The sequence below is a fragment of the Salicibibacter cibarius genome, assembly GCF_016495725.1.
Classification (GTDB): domain Bacteria; phylum Bacillota; class Bacilli; order Bacillales; family Marinococcaceae; genus Salicibibacter; species Salicibibacter cibarius.
Genome location: NZ_CP054705.1, coordinates 1,748,761 through 1,768,300, shown reverse-complemented (window position 1 = coordinate 1,768,300; position 19,540 = coordinate 1,748,761). Strand labels below are relative to the sequence as shown.

Below are 19,540 nucleotides of genomic sequence, written 5' to 3'. Positions count from 1 at the left end.
TGTCATTCATCCTTTCCTATTTTAAAACCCAGATCCTTAGAGATTTCATCTGCCGCCTTTTTTGTTTCCTCTTCGATAAAAGGTTTTCTATCCTTTTGAAAACGAGTGGTAGGCCCACTCACCGTTATAACTGCGATCACCTCACCTGAGTAATCTCTTATTGGGAAAGAAATGCCGGTTGTATCTAAATCTTGTTCACCTTGACTGATGGAATACCCTTGTTCATAAATCGCCTTTAAATTTTTGCGTAGTGCTTCTTTACTTGTATAAGAATTCGGAGTCAAAGGCTCCATGTCCAATTTCTCGAGTATTTTTTCTTGTTGTTTTTGGGGCATGAAGGCAAACAATAACTTGGGCCCGGATCCGATATAAAGCGGCAAGCTTTTCCCTACTCTTGTATATAGGCGCAATGCCTGACTGCTCTCCACCTTTTCAATGTACGTTGCTTGTTCCCCATCCACGATCACAAGGTGAACGATTTCATTAATGATTTGGCACAAATCCTTCATATGAGGTAATGCCACATTTCTTAGCTCCAATTGCTCAGATACCATATGACCGAGTTCGAGCAATTTCAATCCGAGACTGTACCGGATATCTTGATCGGAATTTTTCACCTTTCTTAGAAACCCGCACTCTTCTAAGGATGCTAGCAACCGATACACTGTTGGCTTTGACATATCTGCTCGCTTAGTGATTTCACTTAAACTTAATTCCCGATCTTGATCTGTGAAAAAATCAAGTAATCCTAACGCTTTTATAACACTTTGGTTCATCGCTACACCTTATTTCATTATTTGAAATGCCATTTCACATTATTTGCACCTTACTATAATACACTATATTGGTCGTGTCAACCCAATCTTTTAAATTGTTTGTTTATTTAATTAACTTTTTATTTTATGTTTCGATTCTGTTATATTTCAAGGGAATAGCATTGGGATTAATCAATCTATTTAAAGAAAAAGGATTGCATTTTATGCAAACGACTTTCGTAGTCACATTGGCGTTTTCTGGACAGTTTGACTATAATAAGCACATTAAACGCATGAATAAATATTATAAAGAGGTACGTGTCAAGGTGATCGAGACAATTATGGAGCAGCGGAAGAGATGAAACTTTCATTACATTCCATTCAACGCTTTCTGCATGAACGATCGGGAAGCGCACCCCCGACACTGATCATCGGTTTTTCAAAATTGAAACCAGGAGAGAGTAATAAAGCGGTGGAGGCTTTGTACCGGTGTTGTTTTCCGGAGTAAGGGCATGGGACGAGCACAATAGCGACAGGTAGTGGAAAGCCTGTTTTTATTAACGTATCTGACTGAAAACTCCAAGCCCCTATTGAAAGGGACTTGGAGTTTATTTTGCCTCAAGATGTTACTTTGGCCATTCCCTTACTGGCTTATACCCCGCATTCTTCAAAAAATCTTCAGTTACTTTATCTTTTAAACCCTGCAGATGAATACCTGCCTGCAAAGCCTGAACATGCATTTTAGCTGTATATTCCAAAGTTTGTAAAGCCATTTGCGCTTCTTTTATACTTGTGTCGTATACAATCACTCCATGATTTTCAAGTAGCATTACATTTGTTTCTTTTGCTCTGCTTTTAACAGCAGAAGCAAGGGATTGACTGCCAGGATGTTTATAAGGAATCCTCTCTATTCTTTCTAGATAATACATCGATTCTACAAAATAGTTTGAAGGGAGTCGCTCATTAGAGTTGGCTATAAGAGTACTATAAAAAGGAGATGCATGGAGTATAGCATCAATCTCCGGTCTTTCTTCATAGATTCCCTGGTGCATTATATACTCTTTCGAAGGTTTTCTCCCTTCTTGTGCACCGTTGTTTCCACATAGTGCAAAATCATCAATTTCCATTTTTCCTACGTGCGTGCCACTAGCTGATACATAAAACAGATCTTTTTCAATACGTGCACTAATGTTCCCAGCCGTACCCCAAGCTAATCCTTTTTCGTACATAAATGTACTTGTTTTTTGTAGCTCTTTAATAATTTCTAATCGATTCATTTTCATCACTTCCTTACTCAAATAATTCTAGTAAGCCTATTGATACTGAAGGAATGTAAGCAATTATAGCTAAAATAACTAAAATAGCAACATAGAAAGGAATCATACTTTTTGCCACTTGATCTAATCGTGCGTTTGCAATCTTACAGACAATAAATAAGTTCATGCCAAATGGAGGTGTTATCATTCCGATAGATAACGTAACGATCACGACAATTCCAAAATGAATAGGGTCAATTCCTAATTCCGTTGCTACTGGCGCAAGGATGGGAGCTAAAATAACAATGGAAGCGTTTGTTTCCATAAACATACCTATTATTAATAATAAGATCATTACAACGGTGAGAAATACTATAGGATTGTCAGATAAAGCTGTAAATGTTCCGGCCACTTGTTGGGGTATGTTTTCTCTTGTAAGAATCCACCCGAAAAATCCAGCACCAGCCAGGATAAACATAATCCCTGCAGATGTTATACTAGATTGAGTTAACACTTCCCCTATATTTTTTTTATTTATAGACTTGTAAAAAACTGCGCTAACTAAAAATGAATACGCAACCGCTACACCAGCAGCTTCTGTGGCAGTGAAAATACCACTATAAATCCCTCCCAATACGATTATGGGCATAATTAAAGCAGGAACCGCTTCTAAAAAAGTTTTTCCCAGTTCTTGTTTCGTTGTTACTGACTCCTTAGGATAATCCCGCTTTTTAGATACAATCATGACCACAATAATTAATCCTAATCCCATCAAAATACCAGGTACTAACCCCGCGACAAAAAGATCACCCACAGAGTCTCCAGCTGCGACTCCATATAAAATAATAGGAATACTTGGGGGAATGACTATTCCTAATGTTCCAGCCGCACCTTGAACGCTGCCGGCAAACTCTTTATGATAACTTCTTTCAACCATGGCAGGTATTAAAATAGCTCCTAATGTAGCTGTGGCTGCTACACCAGAACCAGATATGGCGGCAAAGAACATCGTTGCTACAATTGTTACGATAGAAATCCCGCCAGAAATGTGACCTGTTAAGGCATTCGCAAAGTTGATAAGACGCTGCGATAGTCCACCATACTGCATAATAACTCCTGCCAACATAAATAATGGAATAGCCATTAAAGGAAAGGAGTCAATTTCTACAAACGCTCGTTGAGCAATCACCATTAAAGGCGTATCATCCACAAGTAAAGCTAAACCAGAAGCAAGACCCATTGCAATAGCTACCGGGACCCCTAAGAACAATAATACGACTAACGAGACAAACAAAATAGTTACCACTGAACATCACCTTCCTGTTCGTCAATCCCCGACACCTTCATCTCTGAAAGCAGTGCTAATGCGTTTAAAAGCATCATGCCAGCTCCAAGCGGTATAGCTGCATATGCCCATGACATTGAAAGCCCTGTGGTAGGTGATGTCTGTTCCCATACGGTCACTGTCAAAATAGCACCTTGGTAACATAGCAAGGCAAAAAATAAAATACTTACCCATGTGATTATAATTTTTAATTTGTTTTGCTTTTTTTCACTAACTATCTGAAGCAAAAAATCAATTGCAATATGCTGATTGTATCGTGTAGCCAATGCTGACCCCAAAAAGACTACATAAACCATTGCATAGCGAGCTACTTCTTCCGACCAAATGAACGGAAAATTGATGACAAACCTACTGAAGACTTGTATTATCACCAATATAGCAAGCAGTGCTATAAAAAATGATGTAACATATTTTAATATGTCATTCATTTTATCTATTACTTGCAAATACGTTCGCATCATTCACCCTCCTTCAATCCCTTAATCCAATGATTTCTTCATACAGTTCTCGATCATATTTATCCGCTATTTCTTCATGCACTGGCTGAACAGCCTCTCGAAATGGTTCTTGATCAATCTCAACTATCTCTACTCCCGCATCAAGCATTTCTTGCATCCCCTGCTCTTCTTCTTCGAAAACGATTTCATTTTGATATTCTCGAGCTTCATATGCAGCTTCTTCTACAGCATTCTGTTCATCTTCATTCAATTTCTGGTATGTTTGATCACTCATTGTAAGTTGCACATATCCAAATACATGATCTGTCATTACCAAGTAATCCTGTACTTCTTGGATTTGGGAACTCGTGGCAAAAGCTGTTGGATTTTCTTGACCATCAAGAACGCCTGTTTGAAGTGATGAGTAGACTTCACCAAAATCCATGGAGATCGGATTTGCACCCATCGCTTCCCAACCTTGTACAGACGCCTCTATATTGGGCACTCTTATTTGTTCACCATGCAAATCTTCCGGTTTTTCGACAAGAGTGTTTGTAGTTAATTGTCTTGGAGCTCTCATCCAAAATTCCAAACCACGTACTCCAGTTTCTCCCAACATTTCTTCCTGTAATTTTTCTCCGGACTCTCCATAAAGAAATTGCTCTAGATGTTCCTCGTCCTGAAATAAATACGGTAACTCTAAAATTGCAAATGATTCGTGGAAATTCGACATCACTCCTGCTACTAACGCAAAATCAATTGAACCGATTTGCATTCCTTCGATAAGATCACGATCTCCACCTAACGTCGAATTTGGATAAAGTTCCACTTCAACTGAACCATTGGTTTTCTCTTCAACTAAATCTGCAAATCTAATTGATGCTAAATGCCATGCATCATCTTCACTAGTGATATGACCTAATCGAAGAGTTGTCGTATCCTCTTTTTCCTCATCGAAAGAGGATGCAGACGAACTACATCCAGTAATCCAAATCGCCATCACCATAACTGATATCATAAAGCTTTTTTTATTCATATAGTTATAATCTCCTAAGCATCAAAGTTAATCAATACTTTAACTGACTGATCTTCTTTTTTATCAACCATTCGAAATCCATCTGCTGCTTGTTCATAAGGCAACTGATGAGATATTACTTTCTCTAATGGAATTTTGTTATCTTCGATAATGCTCAAAGCCTCCTCCGAGTCGGGTCTATTGTAGGTCATACAGCCTACAATCTCCTTTTCGTTCTGCTGTAGCTGTTCAATATCTATTTTTTGCTGATCTTGGAACATAGCGACCGTTACTATTCGCCCGCCTTTTTTTAACAGGTGGAGGGCTTGATTGATGATTCCTGGCACCCCAGCTGTAATGAATACCTTATCGAAAGAACCGCCCATAATTTCTTTTGCCTCTGTTACCCAGTTAGATTTACCACCTATATTTAGCGTTGTGCGGGCCCCCATATCTCGAGCTATATCTAAAGGATAGTCAAAAACGTCCGTCACTAGAGTGCTTTTGACATTACGAGCATACACGGCGGCAAGCGTTAATAATCCAATGGGGCCAGCCCCTAAAATAGCAATTCGGTCCGAAGGATGTACTTCTCCTTTAAATGCTGCATGAACGCCTACTGCCAAAGGTTCCATAAGAACTCCTTTTTCATAGCTTACTGAATCCGGCAACGAAAGCACCAACGTTTCAGGGGCAACAAAATATTCCGCCATCGTTCCAAGCCATTCTCCCATACCTGGGGCTAAGCGTTCATCGGAATAGTTCACATTACCTGTCATTATCCCCTCACTTTCTCCGGTACCTTTTTGCGGTTCTACCGTTACACGATCTCCCACCTTGACTTTAGATACGTCATTTCCTACTTCAGCAACTTCTCCTGCTACCTCATGACCCATAATGACCGGAGGTTTTCGAAATGGGTGCAAACCTTTATAGGTATGGATATCTGATCCACAAATTCCAGCTTTGATAACCTTAATTAAAACTTCATCACTTTTAATATTTGGTCGATTAACTTCCTTCACCTTAACTTGTTCTGCATTTTCCACAAAAACGGCTTTCATTTCATTCACTCCATATTATTGAAAAAGAATAGATTTTGATTCTTGTAAATGTTGGCGCATTAATCTTATGCTTTCCTTTTCGTGTTTTTCTAGCGCTTTCATAATCGCTACATGTTCTTGGTAAAATTTACGTACTCTACTTGGATCTTTGCGTAAATGACGTAACGTGATGCGTAAGAGATGATCTTGATAATTTAATAAGACACGGGTAATTTCATCATTTCCCGCAATTTCACTAATACTAAGGTGAAACCCATGGTCCAAACTCGCAAATTCCTTTACGTCTAGTTTCTCTGATACAATTTTTGTTTCTTCAAGATTTTCCCATAAATGTTCCAACTGTTCTTTCGTAATTTGTGAATAGATTTGTTCACAGTTAAAAGTTTCCAAAGCTATTCGTAGGTTATATATATTGTTAATTCGATCAATCGTTAAATCATTGACCAGAACCCCTTGTTTTGAGGAAACCGTTACGAACCCTTCCGCTTCTAACCTTATCAATGCTGATTTAATGGGGGTTTTGCTCATTTTCAGATCATCTATCAGAGTTTTCTCAGATAATAACGTTCCTGGTGCGTATTCTTCTTCTAAAAGTTTTTCTTTAATTTGGTTATAAGCAACATCTTTAAATAACATGTTTGATTTTTTATTGTTCATAAGTTATCCCCATAGTCGTTAGTATTTTCTAACATAAACACTTTGTTAAAAAAGTTTTTTCCTCCAAGTTGACCACTTTTTAACGCTATTTCCAACCCATCAAATCGTTTATCATCAGAATAAGCTCGACATAAAGGTGCTCCCGGCGCTACAGAAGAAAGAACTTCCAAAGCATAAATGCTTAATTGGGAAGTAACGAACCCTGAAGTATCTCCACCTGAAATGACTAGCCGCTGCAATTGTGAGCTTTCCATAATGTACTTCGTCCATTCTCCAAGCTTTTGTCCAATATAAGTCCCAATTTCTTCTTCTTTTATATCTACGTTCTGAAAATGCTCCTTAGTCAAATATATAGATGGGTCTTCTGTTCCCTTTGCTGTGTAAAGTACCACTTTTTCTTGGTCGTCCAACAATTGCAGAATATGTTTCATATAATCTTCTGGAATTTTGTCCTCAGTTAATAGCCTGTAAGGAACTTGCTCCATATGAAAACCAGCAACCTCTGCATCATCTAACTGTTGTTTAGTCACTTCAGAAACGCTTCCTGATACCACTAACATCCGGTTTATTTTTTTAACCTTTTTGTTACTTTCTACATGTTTACTGTTATTATTTTGGCTCCATCTTTTTGCAATTGCATGCTCTATTCCAGAGGAGCCTATGAGGAATTGTGGATTTGAGCTGACTTTTCCCCAAATATCTTCCGCAAACCAATCTACGTGTTTTTCTTCTAACGCATCATACAATGTTATGGAACATTCGGTTGTTTGAGAAAAAGGGCTATTCGCTGGATGAATGTTCATATCATTTACAGAAATACGATCTATTGTTTGTTCCGTCTGCTTTTGCAAATGATCGCCCAAATCTGCTTCATGCATTGGTGTAACAGGATGATTAGACATGACAGGATGTTTATCAAGTCGATAAATTGTTCCGTTTAGATCAGCAAAATGATTTCCAAATATTGTATATCGACCTAAATCCGGAGTTCCCACCAATAGCGGGTAAGTTCCTTCTTTAAAATAACCCCTGGCTACATCACATGCATAACCAATACTTCCCACTTCCGGGGATGAATCGAAGGTTGAACAAACTTTATAGTGAACAAAATATGGATTAATATCATTCAATTTATCAAAAATTGGTTCTAGCTCTTTTTTCATTTCGTATTTATTTTTAGCTCTTGCGGTACCAGCCACGCCAATGCAGTCCACATTTTGAAATTGCTTTAACAATTCTTCAGTTGGCAACCCTAAAAATAAAATTGTCCGTAATCCATACTGATCTAACGCTTCCATAGCATCCGTAGATCCTGTGAAGTCGTCACCATAAAACGCAAGTAAGACACGATTTTCCATATTATATATCACTCCGTTCTTTTTCAGATCTAACTTAGATCTAAGTTAGATATTATATAGACACTTTAATACAACCGCTTTCATTAGTCAACACAAATTTAGTTGTAACAATGTACAAATTTAGCGTAAAAAAAGAACCGCACCCCTTTGGGCGCAGCTCACCTACTCATCACGCACTCGTCGACGAAGCATATGCTCTTCTTTTTGTTCTCTGCTGTTGCACAGGGGCAGTCGTCTCCCATTTTGACACTTGTTTTCGCCAAAAACCAAGCGATGCTTGCATGACGGGACCAATCAAGAATACGGATGCAAATGTGCCGATGGCAACCGGGCCACCAAGAAGCCAGCCGAGAAGAAGGGCTGTTCCTTCCATTATTGTACGCACGAGACGGATCGACCACCCTGACTTATTGGCAAGGGCAAGGGTCATGCCATCGCGCGGCCCTGCCCCAAGGCGTGTGGATACATACATGCCGGCGCCAATACCCATGAAGACAATGCCGGCAATTAATACAAAAAATAACTGCCAAGTGCTTTGAAAAACTTGCTGGATCGGAAGATGTAACCAGGCATCCAGAAAAACGCCTACACAAAGGATGTTAACGAAACTGCCGATCTGTGGTCTTCTTTTTTCAATATAGCAAGTTATACCGATCATCAGAATACCAACGGTCTGAACCCACATGCCAATCGTTAAAGGCGTCAGATTAGCGAGGCCGATATGAAGAACGTCCCATGTTGCTGAGCCGAGCGTAGATTGGATCATCAAGCTGCCCCCAAACGAGAGCGTTAATAATCCGGCGAAAAATAAAGCAACCCTTGATAAGAAAAAAGAGATGCTACCGTGATGCTTATTATCTCTATGTTGCCTTGACATGCTAAACCTTCTTTCGTTGATTCACTTGTCTTTTATTGAGGTTTTATTCATTGTTTCCAAGATTAGTAGGGTTCCCTTACAAAGGCTAACCTAAGCAATTATACGCTCCTTCATTTAAGTTATCAAGAAGGAATTTTTCCGATATTTTTACACTGACCCGATTTTTCGATTAAGGCATGAAATCAGCAGCAGGTTCAAGCCGCCTCAAATAAGCATGATGCGTTGCGACACCCCATGAAAAGATGAAAATGAGCGGATTCGTGCTTGTTCGGGCGCCATAATCGTTCCATGGCGCCCGTAAAGCCCTGCTTCGATCAAGTTAGGTCGCCATACATTGTTCATGACAACCGAAAAAACGATCGATTCCTGCGTTAGGGTGTCATAACCGCTTCATGGTGACCGTAATGAGCGGATTCGTGCTCGTTCGGGTGCCATGCGTTGTCACACTCGCCTTATTCCCAAACAGATTCAATTTCCTGCCAATGCCTGCTCCAAATCATTCCAAATATCTTCATAATGCTCAAGCCCGACCGATAAACGAAGCATATTATCGCTAATCCCCATAAACTCTCGCTCGGCTTCCGGAATGACGGCATGGGTCATCGATGCCGGATGTTGAATGAGCGTTTCCGCGTCGCCGAGACTGACCGCGATCGCGATCATTTTCAGTCGATTCATCACGTTAAAAGCCGCTTCTTTTCCGCCTTTAACGGTAAAGCTGATCATTCCTCCGGGCTGATCCATTTGTTTTGACGTTAATTCGCATTGTTGAAAATCGGGGTCTCCCGGAAAAAAGATGGTTTCGACTTGCAGATGTTTTTTCAGCTTTTCGGCAATCACCTTCGCGTTGGCGCAGTGACGGTCCATACGCACGGAAAGGGTCTTCATCCCCCGCAGCAACAACCAGGCTTCGAAAGATCCGAGGACGCCGCCCATATCTTTTTGTGCATTTTTTCGGACGACTTCCATAAAATCGAAACTTCCGACCGCCACCCCGGCAATCACATCGCCATGACCGCCTAAATATTTTGTGGCACTGTGGACGACGACATCAGCGTTATGCTCGAGCGGGCGCTGTAGATAAGGGGAAGCGAAGGTATTGTCCACGATCACCGTGAGGTTATGTTCCTGCGCGAATTGTGTAATAAGTGAAAAGTCTGTCATTTTCATCGTTGGATTAATCGGCGTTTCCACATAAATGACTTTTGTTGTTGGCTGGAGGTTTTCTGCAAGGTCCGATTTATTTTCCATAGAAATGTAGTTGGCATGAACGTCAAAACGATCGGAAAGCCACGATAAAAGCCCGAATGTACAACCGTACACGCCTTTGGAAACGAGTACATGATCTCCACTTCTCAGTAAAGATGTTAAAACGGCAGAGACAGCAGCCATCCCGGAAGCAAATGCCAGCGCTTTCTCGCCACGTTCAGCCGCAGCCATACGCTCTTCAAATTCCCGGACCGTCGGGTTTCCTAAACGGCTATACATATATCCGTTTCCATTTCCGGAAAAACGAGCCGCCCCACTTTCCGCGTCAGGAAATGTAAACGTACTCGATTGATAAATAGGCGGCACCAAACTCCCGTAATGACGCTCTTTGTCCTCGTGGCCATGAATATAACCTGTTTCTTTATTTAGTGGCATAAAAACCCCTCCTCTCTCCCTATTCTACAGTATGATGAGCGGAAAGTTGATGGACTGCGGTAAAGGGTTTGGATCAATACCAGGCGAATTGTAGGTATTCTTCCAAAATGATAAACTTAATAAACAGAAATCACACTGGGAGGCGCGCATGATATGCGAGGTTTAGATATTGATCGTTTGGAAAAAGTAGTTCGAATGACAGGAGAACGTGCATTGTTAGATGCAAAAATAAATGATACGTCCATTGTATATTATGATCCGGAGAGACAAACCATCGTGAGACATTATCCTAACGAGCCCGTTTGTGGAGCAGGTGAGGTAGAGTCAATAACTCCCACCAATTCGTAGAATTGGAAGGGGCTTGAAAAGCCTTTATTGACTAGCCTAAGTCTTAACTGACTACGTTATCGACCATGAAGAAACCTATGGATGATTCCCTAGTCCGTAGCTCTTTCGTGGCTCTGTAAACATCTCTGAGGGGTAGGAGACGTCAACCACATCGCGAAGGGTCGATAACATTGGCGAAGGGAAACAACTCCTAGAAAGGAGGAACACTTCATGTTAGTGTTCGTAAAAAATAGGCATGGCGAGTCACTAATGCCGTGCAAACCGCAAAAAGCAAGGCGATTACTGAAACAAAAGAAAGCTAAAATCGTATCTTATGAACCCTTTACGATCCAGCTATTATATGGATCAAGTGGCTACAAGCAAAATGTGAATATAGGCGTTGATTTGGGCGCGAAAGATACAGGCGTTGCGATCACTAGCGAGGATAAAGTGCTTGCAAAAGGTGACATCGAAACCCGTCAAGACGTGAAAAGTTTGCTGAATACAAGACGAGCGTATAGGCAATCAAGGCGTCATCGTAAGACACGCTATCGAAAACCACGCTTTGACAATCGAAAACGCCCCGACGGATGGCTACCACTGAGTATCGAAAGTCGGATTCAAAACACATTCAGATGGATCGATAAATTCTGTTCCCTTGTGCCGAATCCAACATTAACAATCGAAGTTGGCAAATTCGATCCTCACAAGATGATCAATCCTGACATTCAAGGGATCGATTATCAAAAAGGACAAACTTATGGCTACTATGATGTGCGGTATTTTGTGTTTGCAAGAGACAACTATACGTGCCAAGTTTGCAAGAAACAAAGCAAGATACTGAATACCCATCATATTGTCTATCGTTCTCATGGTGGTAGTGATCGTGCGGATAATCTCATTACTGTTTGTACCGATTGTCATACGCATGAGAATCATAAAAAAGGGAAAATCCTTTGGGAGTGGATGATGGAGGGCAAAAAGCTACCTAGCTATAAAGAAGGTACGTTCATGAATGTGTTTCGCAGGAGAGTGTTTGATAAATATTCGGATGCAAATATCACCTATGGTTCCGTTACGACACCTAAACGTAAAGCATTAGGGTTAGATAAAACCCATTATAACGACGCGATAGCGATCAGTGGGATAGATAAGATTGATTATGACACCCATTCCATCTTCAAGATCAAGCAGTTCCGCAAAAAGAAACGATCTTTACATGAAGCAACAGCACGGAAAGGAAGAAAGTATAAAAATACAATCAGTCAGCGAAATATAAAGAACAAACCGTATCTAAAGGGATTTTATCTCAATGACAAAGTGTTGTTTCAAGGAAAAGTGGGATGGATCTCGGGTTTCAATGGTACAAGCATGGCCTTTGTCAAAAACATCGAAGACCAATATCTCACAAACCCAGATAAAAGTTACAAACAAGTTCCACTAAAAGAACTCACGTTTATCAAACACACAAACAATTGGCAATTCCTCCCCCACTAAATCACAGATTTTGAGGGGAAATCCTTGCCGAAACCCTTGTTGAAAATGGTGGACATGACATCCCAACGAATGATGTCATTCGCAGAAGTGATAAAAGCCTTTCTAATTTAAAGCGCCACCTATCAAATATTGATTCATTAATTTTAGTCGATAATTCCACCCTTGATGCCAAGGTTATAGCTGTTTTAAAGAAGGATAAGATTGAGGAAAAATATCACACTTGAAGAGCTAGTGGTCTATTTCAGAAACTCCCTTTGTTCGCCATCCCCATTCTCAGTGTCGTTGTCGCTCCTCAAAAGACGGTCTTCTCACTCTGAGAGGGACGAGAATTACTTTGCATATTCTTGTTCCTCTCGGAACAGCTCGATCTCCGTTTGAGGGATTACTTTGCTTCTCCTGTTCCTCTTAGAGTAGCTTGACCTCCGTTTGGGGATTACTTTGCTTCTTCTTCGCTCTCCGTTCAAGGGAAATAGCGCTATTGTCCCTAGTTCACGATGCATGCCCTTCCGCTTTTCACTCGTGATCCCGCCACCGCCTCGTCATTTTCTCTCGACCCTCATCAATGTTTCGCATGAATTTGATCGCGGATGTTTCTCTTGCTTCCTTGATTTTTTCCATGTATTCAAGCCTACGTTGACCACCAACATCTTCAATAAACCCTGCTCTTTCGCTAACGCCAAAGCCCACTAATTCACCTTGTGCCATCGCTATTTTTGCGCCTTCAATGCCTGTTATGTTCCCCGCGACATAAATCCCGTCTTGGGTTGTCTGCAAATCCTCTCCGTGTAAAGGAACATGCCCGCCTAATTCTTCAATGTAGGCAGATGCGCATCCAATCGCGGCCGGGAGTTCTGATACAGGATAGAGCCCTCCGGAAATGCAAACGCCATCGACGTCTATCGTTTGCCGGCGATTCGATTGTACATCACCGTGAGCATCAATCTGATCGACCGTTATGCTTTCTACTTGTCGATCCCCATTAATTTCCCTTACATTTTTTCTTAAAAATAAGGGGATATCCCATACCTTTACACCTTGCGCAGGGTATAAATGAGCACCTATGCTCCTTATAAATCTATTTCGGACCATCTTTCCAGCTGTTTTCAAGAGAGCATTTGGGGCTAGATTCGACATCGATGCCAAGTCAGCGATCATTTCTTTCGGTCTGGATTTCTCCTGTGAAAAATCATTGCTCGGTGGAAGAAAAAGTCCAACGACATCCACGCCTCCCATTTTCATCTCGTGGGCGACCGTTAAAGCTAGCGGATCGACGCCAACAACTGCCACTTTTTTCCCGGGTTGTACCCGATGGTAGTTATTCATCACTTGCGCCGCTCCGATCGCCATTACCCCCGGCAATGTCCATCCCGGTATGGGAATAGCCTTTTCGGCAGCCCCGGTAGCGATCAATACAAATGGTGCGTGTAACGCCTCTCCCTTGTTCAACTTAACCGTCCACTTCGGAAAAATTCCCCATACTTCTCTTTCATGCAAAAAACGAACACCGTGCGCTTTTGCTTCTTCAGTAAGCGTGTCTGCCACTTGTTTTCCGATCCACCATCCATTTTTTGGCTCTTCATGCAATTGGCCGATTAACTTGCCGCCGGAAAACGGGTTCTCATCAACAATAATCACTTTCGCGCCATGTTTCGCCGCTTCTATGCCGGCACTCAAACCGGCCGGCCCCGAGCCTATAATGATAAGATCATACTTCATGATTGAAACCCTTGCGATTCAACAATCATTTGATCTTTCACGGGAGTGATACAGGCGCGAACACTTCTTTCTCCGTTCACAGTTACCCGGCATTCATAGCAATGGCCGATGCCACAGTAGATACCTCGTGGTTTACGTTCTTTTTCCGAATATCGCAACGTTCGGATGCCGTTGGCGAGTAACGTCGCCGCGATCGATTCATTTTCAAGTCCAATATAATCGACGCCATTAAATTGAATCGTTACTTCTTTGTTCTCTAACGGACCTAATACCGGGTGATCAGTGATTCTCATCATTCATCCCTCTTCGTGTTGTTTGCTAAATCGGTTAAGGTGATCGGGCGGATGGGGTTGTTATGCGTTAGACGGCTTGAATCCGGTATCGCTTCTTTCATGTGCTTGGATACCGCTTGATCGATCAGCGGCCGACACGTTCTCCCCTGGCAAATCCCCATGCCTGCCCGTGTTTGAAGTTTTATTTCTTTCGATGTTGTGCTTCCTTCCTCTATGGCCTTCATTATCTCACGGTAATAGACCTCTTCACATCGACAGATCATGACATCTTGAATTCACGGCACCCCCAAGGATAGCATCAAACATGTAATTGATTAATGCATTTATATCAAAAATAGGAAAGTCGGTGATTGCTTGTATTTTTTTTCTATAAGGAGGCATGTTCGTGCATTCCAAAACAATCGCCGTTACTTCCGGATGTTTTTCGAGCAGACGATAAGTCACTTGTTCCATTTCCTTAGCGACGGCATTCTCATTAAGATTTTCCGTTTGATCGACAATCGCGGAAGTGAATGCAGGCTGATCATCCATCCCTTCGATCACTACGGGCGCATGATCGGCACCGACCCCCTTAAAGTGTCGCGCGGTTAAACTCGATTTCTTAGCCGTCATTACACCAACCGTGCCACCTGTAACACAACTTGCGAATGGAATTTGCAGCAAACTTGATGAAAAGAAAGGAATCGTTAAGGCTCGTTGAATCTCTTGCTGAAAAATAGCCAGAAAACCACAACTCGTTGTGATTGCCTTTGCGCCCTCATTTTCAAGCACTTTGGCAGCTTTTACAAAAAGATCGACCAGTTCACTGTCGCCCGCTTTATCCATCGCGCGAGCAACGGTCGCTCCTTTTACCGTTTTATAAATGACCGGAAACGAAAACGTCTTCGGGTTGCCAATGTCCCCGATCGGTCTATGAAACGTTGTCTCTAGCATTAATATCCCGATCACGGTTCGTTCCTCCTCAGATAAACCAGGCAATCAATCCGACGAGCGTTAAATACAACGATGCCGGCACAGCCAGAATCATCACTTTTACCGGATCTACTTTTTTGCTTAAAATACCTCCTATCAGCCCAGCCACCACGAAGGCGGTCAACCCTACGGGAGGAAGATTCTGCCCGCCGGCCGCAATGTGCGCAGCCCCAAGGGCGATATTCACAGGATCAACATCAAGGTTCTCCAAGGCGGGAGCAAGAAAAGGCACCGTTATCGTCTGCGCGGTCGTTTGCGAACCCGTCAGCATCCCTACTAATAACATGCTAACCGTCCCCCCGAGTTTAAGCGCAGTTGCCTGTAACCCTTCCATAAGCTCCGAAACGCGATCGATCATCCCCGTTGCACTAAAAACCCCAACCATAAAACCCGCAGACAATTGAATTTGCACGGTTTTGCTTATGTTTTTGACCCCTTGTTTAAATACTGTCCCTGCTTCTTTACGAACACTCGAATAGAAAAAGCTGATGATCGCACCCATCATAATGGCCAGAACGATCGGAAATACGACCCCATTCAGAATCGGCACTCCTTCCAAATAGGTAACCGCTCGCTCCATCGGTTCCCAAACCGTGAATATGTTAAAAGCAAATCCGGTATCAAGCACGACAATAACCGCCAACACAATAAGCGGGATTAATGTTTTCCATCTTTCTTTTATTATGGTAAAAAAAGATTGATTGGGCAAGAGATGTTCCGGCAAGCGCTTCCCGCGCACAAACCGGCCGGCATCCAGGATGGCAAACAAAACGCCGCCTGTAACGGTGAAAATACTAATGATAATAACAGGCGTCGGATCAATGTCAATCAGGGAGGAAGACAAAATAACCCCTTGTGAAATCGGAGGCATGAGTGAGCCCAAGGAGGCGCCCACCAATATAATCATGCCGATTTGTTCCGGTTTAATGTTCAAATCAGCCAAGGAACGTATGACAAGGAAGCCGATAACGGCAGATGCGGCTATGGCATCCCCAAGAAGTGAGCCGGCGAACGTTAATGCGACTAAAACAGCCGCGACTAAACCTATCGACGATCGTCCGAAAAGCGAACGTAAGCTAAGCATTGTCGTCTGCATGGCACCTAATTTCACTTGCGTCTCCGCATAGATGCTTCCTGCAATGGACAACATGATCACCCAAGCCAATTGATCGACCCCATCGATGAAGGCAGACCCGATTTCAACCGGAGTTAATCCCCCCAGCACAGCCGCGGATAGTGCGGCAAGGATTAATGCCAGTCGCACTTCTCCCCCTATTTTAGGGATTTGCGGAATCAATACAATCGTGAACAAGATAAGCAGCGGAATGATAATCTCTAGCACCTAACTCCCTCGTTTCTCCTCACCTACTTAAAGCGATCAAGGTTTAATTTCTCCAGAAAAGATGGATAGTCCCCTTTTTTATCTATCAAGTCACGGACGAGCAATCCGGTGATCGGCGCTAGGGCGATCCCGTCCCCCTCGTGTCCCGCTGCTATGATAAAGCCTTCAGCATCGCGAGCTTCGTCAACAATCGGCAATCCATCCCCCGTGTACGGACGAAAACCTACCATGGAACGAATGATCCGAACGTTTCCCAGGCTCGGAACGATGCTCGCTGCATGTTTGGCAATCGCCGGAAGCACTTCCGACTCCACGGATTTATTAAACCCTTCAAACTCCCGGCTTGCCCCGATGAGTAAGTTCCCGGCATCTGTTTGCCCTAAGGAGAGTCCGACTCCAAAAGCGGGCGCATCTTCTGCTTGATTCATGTGTTTTGCCGCAATATATTGGGAGCATAAAATGTTCCCGTAGATGATTGGATTTATTTTTTCGGAAATAAGAATGACCCCGCGGCGGGGTTGAATCGGGATATTGATGCCGACCATGTTTCCAATCTGAGGTGCGAAGGGTCCGGCCGCATTAACAACCATTTCAGTGGCAATATATTCTTTAGGCGTCTGTACCCCGACCACTTTCCCATTGTCAATCACGATATCAACCACTTCCGTATGCGTGCGAATATCAACCCCTTTTCGCTTCGCAGCAGCGGCAAATGCCTGACTTAATAACATCGGGTTCACTTCCGCATCTTCATTGCTATACGTGGAGCCGATAATATCTTTCGATAGGCAGGGCTGTCGGTCTCTTGCTTCTTTTTGGTCTAAAAGTTGAATATCGATGCCGGCTTGTTTTTGCTTTTCTACAAAATCCTTCATGAAGGGCACGTATTTTTCGGATTGAACAACAATCATCCCGCCCCCTCGTTTGAATTCAAAAGAAAAATCGAGCTCTTCTTCAAGATTTTCATAAACAGCTCTGCTCTCTTTTGCCAATTCACTCGGAAATCCCGGTTTTTTGGATTGGAGAAATATAGCCTTATCACAAGATCCTGAAGTTCGAGAGCCTATTTCTCCTTTTTCTATTAAAATCACTTTTCGATTCCCTTCGGCTAAACGATAGGCAATGGACGTTCCTATCACGCCTCCGCCGATCACAACGGCATCTGCTGTCTTCACGAAAAACGCGCTCCTTACTAACAGGTCTCTACTGCTAAATGGTTGAAATATACCCTACCGAGGCCGAAATGGCTGATAAACCGTTTGTTTTGGCTGATATAGAGGCGTTTTCGGCTGGTATAGATACGGTTATTGGATTTGTCACTAGCGTTTCGACCAATCTTTGATCGCGGGATACAACGCCTTAAATTTTTCGTATAAACGATCATATGTCTCTTTCACATTGGCATCCGGATCGTATGTTTTCATTGATTGATTTTGCATAATATGCTGATGAAATTCCCGGTAATTGGCCGACCATTGCAAGTGAACAAAACCGGCGGCAGCTACGCCTAATGACGGTAAATATTCGGGGTGTTCAGGTACGCGCACAAAGCTCTGGCAAACATCGGCTAAAATCTGGCACCACGATTCACTTTGCGTCCCTCCGCCAATAAGCGTAAGTGGCGTCTGCCCCGCATCTTCGCCGATCAACGTATCCATTGTTTGGCGTATCGACATGGACACGCCTTCCAAAACGGCACGGCTTAAATGCGCTTTTGTTGTCGTCTCCCTTATATTCATAAAAGAACCCGAAGCAGACATATCCTGAACGGGAAAACGCTCGCCTTTTAGATATGGTAGAAATAGGACATCTGAAGCACCGGGCGACGTGGATTGAACCGCATGTTCAAACCCTGCGTAATCCTTTTCCCCGCCATCCCCAAAGAGATCAACCGCCCAAAGGTGTGCATTGCCAACGTTCAACATCGGTGCTATGGCGATGTATTCATCCGGCGTTAAATTCGCAAGATGAAAAATACCATCCGCTTGCGCTGTAATCGTTTCGGTGACAAAGGCAACCCAACCAGTTGAACCGAGATAGACATACTTATCTCCTTGCTCCACAACTCCGGCGCCCATGGTCGTTGCACCGGCATCCCCGGCTCCGCATAGCACGGGAGTTCCCCGGACGAAACCACTTTGCTTAGCGCTTTTTTCAACGACTTCTCCAACCTTGGCACTAGGATCGACTAGAGGCGGAAGTTTTTGAGCATCGAGGCCTTGCTCCTCCATCCATTTTGAGATCCATTCCTTGCGACGTAAATCCATCATTCCCGTAGTGGCCCCCGTTACAGAATCAACAACGGGTTTTTTTGTCAACTGAAAAATCACGTAGTCTTTCGCACTCACACATATGGTCGCTGTCCGATCATAGACTTCACGTTCCTTTTCCTGCAGCCACTTTATCTTTGGAAAAACCATCGTTCCATCAAAATGATTTCCTGTTTTAAGAGATAGGTCGTGAGTGTCTTGCGCAATATACTCCGCTTGTTCTTCTGCACGGTTATCAGAATAAAGGATGGCCGGGCGCACCGGTTGGCCATCCGCATCGATCGGAATACAATCCTGCATCTGTCCGCTCATGACGATCGCATTGACATGTTGAGGGTTTATGCCGTTTTTCCACCAAGAAAAAGCAATGTGACATACCTTCTCCCACCATTGCTCGGGATCTTGCTCCACGCGCCCAACGTCCCGATAATCTGTATGTACCGGACGCATTTCGGGATAATGCAACGAGCCGTCCCTACCTACCAACACTCCTTTGACACTGGATGTCCCAATATCAAACGTCGCAATGTACTCCATGTTTTTCCCCACTTATTTTCTTATATTCATAGGTGTATTTTATAACTTAATGCGGCATATTCCAACTGAAAATAAACAGTAGGAATATTTTGTAACATTAAGCTGGAAATCGATATTGGTTTCTTGCACATCCCGGGTACATTTATAAAAGCCAGGAAACGGTCTACGTCTTCCTGGC

General features: G+C 42.8%; 19 protein-coding genes. 2 read left to right on the top strand and 17 right to left on the bottom strand.

Translation table 11 applies throughout. The features are described 5' to 3' along the window. Nucleotides 1-2 precede the first annotated feature (2 nt). The 10 genes from HUG15_RS09295 to megL all read right to left on the bottom strand — a co-directional run bounded on the left by HUG15_RS09295 (nt 3) and on the right by megL (nt 10,408). Nucleotides 3-776, bottom strand: a complete 774-nt coding sequence (locus tag HUG15_RS09295) for an IclR family transcriptional regulator (protein ID WP_200128372.1) — start codon at nt 774-776, stop codon at nt 3-5. Between the two features lie 605 nt (nt 777-1,381). After that, a complete protein-coding gene (locus HUG15_RS09290; protein WP_200128371.1) occupies nt 1,382-2,032 on the bottom strand; it encodes a class II aldolase/adducin family protein in 651 nt (216 codons plus the stop codon). 13 nt (nt 2,033-2,045) lie between these two features. After that, complete coding sequence (locus HUG15_RS09285) at nt 2,046-3,317, bottom strand: TRAP transporter large permease (RefSeq protein ID WP_200128370.1); 1,272 nt, start codon at nt 3,315-3,317, stop codon at nt 2,046-2,048. Continuing rightward, entirely contained in the window at nt 3,311-3,814 is a 504-nt protein-coding gene (locus tag HUG15_RS09280) for a TRAP transporter small permease (protein WP_200128369.1), read from the bottom strand. The genes HUG15_RS09285 and HUG15_RS09280 overlap by 7 nt, the downstream gene beginning before the upstream one ends. 13 nt (nt 3,815-3,827) lie before the next feature. Further along, on the bottom strand, nt 3,828-4,829 hold the full coding sequence (locus tag HUG15_RS09275; protein WP_200128368.1) for a TRAP transporter substrate-binding protein: 1,002 nt from the start codon (nt 4,827-4,829) through the stop codon (nt 3,828-3,830). 14 nt (nt 4,830-4,843) lie between these two features. Further along, the gene (locus tag HUG15_RS09270) at nt 4,844-5,872 is read right to left on the bottom strand and encodes a zinc-dependent alcohol dehydrogenase (RefSeq protein ID WP_200128367.1); all 1,029 of its coding nucleotides are present in this window, start codon (nt 5,870-5,872) and stop codon (nt 4,844-4,846) included. A 15-nt stretch (nt 5,873-5,887) separates the two neighbouring features. Next, nucleotides 5,888-6,529, bottom strand: a complete 642-nt coding sequence (locus HUG15_RS09265) for a GntR family transcriptional regulator (protein WP_246516564.1) — start codon at nt 6,527-6,529, stop codon at nt 5,888-5,890. Beyond that, nucleotides 6,526-7,887, bottom strand: coding sequence for a four-carbon acid sugar kinase family protein (locus HUG15_RS09260; RefSeq protein WP_200128366.1), 1,362 nt, complete (start codon nt 7,885-7,887; stop codon nt 6,526-6,528). Before HUG15_RS09260 ends, HUG15_RS09265 begins: the two co-directional genes overlap by 4 nt. 169 nt (nt 7,888-8,056) lie before the next feature. Next, a complete protein-coding gene (locus HUG15_RS09255; protein WP_211202366.1) occupies nt 8,057-8,653 on the bottom strand; it encodes a YczE/YyaS/YitT family protein in 597 nt (198 codons plus the stop codon). Between the two features lie 579 nt (nt 8,654-9,232). Next, complete coding sequence (megL, locus tag HUG15_RS09245) at nt 9,233-10,408, bottom strand: methionine gamma-lyase (protein ID WP_200128363.1); 1,176 nt, start codon at nt 10,406-10,408, stop codon at nt 9,233-9,235. A 153-nt stretch (nt 10,409-10,561) separates the two neighbouring features. On the opposite strand from megL, the gene HUG15_RS09240 reads away from it, so the two are divergent. Both HUG15_RS09240 and iscB read left to right on the top strand, forming a co-directional pair. Then, nucleotides 10,562-10,756 carry a hypothetical protein gene (locus tag HUG15_RS09240; protein WP_200128362.1) on the top strand — a complete coding sequence of 65 codons (195 nt, stop codon included), beginning with the start codon at nt 10,562-10,564 and terminating at the stop codon, nt 10,754-10,756. A 210-nt stretch (nt 10,757-10,966) separates the two neighbouring features. Then, nucleotides 10,967-12,232 (top strand): RNA-guided endonuclease IscB, encoded by a 1,266-nt coding sequence (gene iscB / locus HUG15_RS09235; protein ID WP_200128361.1) that lies wholly within the window; start codon nt 10,967-10,969, stop codon nt 12,230-12,232. A 513-nt stretch (nt 12,233-12,745) separates the two neighbouring features. Here iscB and HUG15_RS09230 read toward each other — a convergent pair. The 7 genes from HUG15_RS09230 to HUG15_RS09200 all read right to left on the bottom strand — a co-directional run bounded on the left by HUG15_RS09230 (nt 12,746) and on the right by HUG15_RS09200 (nt 19,362). Continuing rightward, nucleotides 12,746-13,948, bottom strand: a complete 1,203-nt coding sequence (locus HUG15_RS09230; protein ID WP_200128360.1) for an NAD(P)/FAD-dependent oxidoreductase — start codon at nt 13,946-13,948, stop codon at nt 12,746-12,748. Further along, entirely contained in the window at nt 13,945-14,244 is a 300-nt protein-coding gene (locus HUG15_RS09225; RefSeq protein WP_200128359.1) for a (2Fe-2S)-binding protein, read from the bottom strand. The genes HUG15_RS09230 and HUG15_RS09225 overlap by 4 nt, the downstream gene beginning before the upstream one ends. Continuing rightward, nucleotides 14,241-14,465, bottom strand: coding sequence for a (2Fe-2S)-binding protein (locus HUG15_RS09220; RefSeq protein WP_200128358.1), 225 nt, complete (start codon nt 14,463-14,465; stop codon nt 14,241-14,243). Before HUG15_RS09220 ends, HUG15_RS09225 begins: the two co-directional genes overlap by 4 nt. Before the next feature lie 22 nt (nt 14,466-14,487). Further along, the gene (locus HUG15_RS09215; protein ID WP_200128357.1) at nt 14,488-15,189 is read right to left on the bottom strand and encodes an aspartate/glutamate racemase family protein; all 702 of its coding nucleotides are present in this window, start codon (nt 15,187-15,189) and stop codon (nt 14,488-14,490) included. 13 nt (nt 15,190-15,202) lie between these two features. Further along, nucleotides 15,203-16,555, bottom strand: coding sequence for a TRAP transporter large permease subunit (locus HUG15_RS09210; protein WP_200128356.1), 1,353 nt, complete (start codon nt 16,553-16,555; stop codon nt 15,203-15,205). A gap of 23 nt (nt 16,556-16,578) precedes the next feature. Then, a complete protein-coding gene (locus HUG15_RS09205) occupies nt 16,579-17,730 on the bottom strand; it encodes an NAD(P)/FAD-dependent oxidoreductase (protein WP_200128355.1) in 1,152 nt (383 codons plus the stop codon). 144 nt (nt 17,731-17,874) lie between these two features. Further along, the gene (locus HUG15_RS09200) at nt 17,875-19,362 is read right to left on the bottom strand and encodes a xylulokinase (protein ID WP_200128354.1); all 1,488 of its coding nucleotides are present in this window, start codon (nt 19,360-19,362) and stop codon (nt 17,875-17,877) included. Nucleotides 19,363-19,540: the final 178 nt, after the last annotated feature.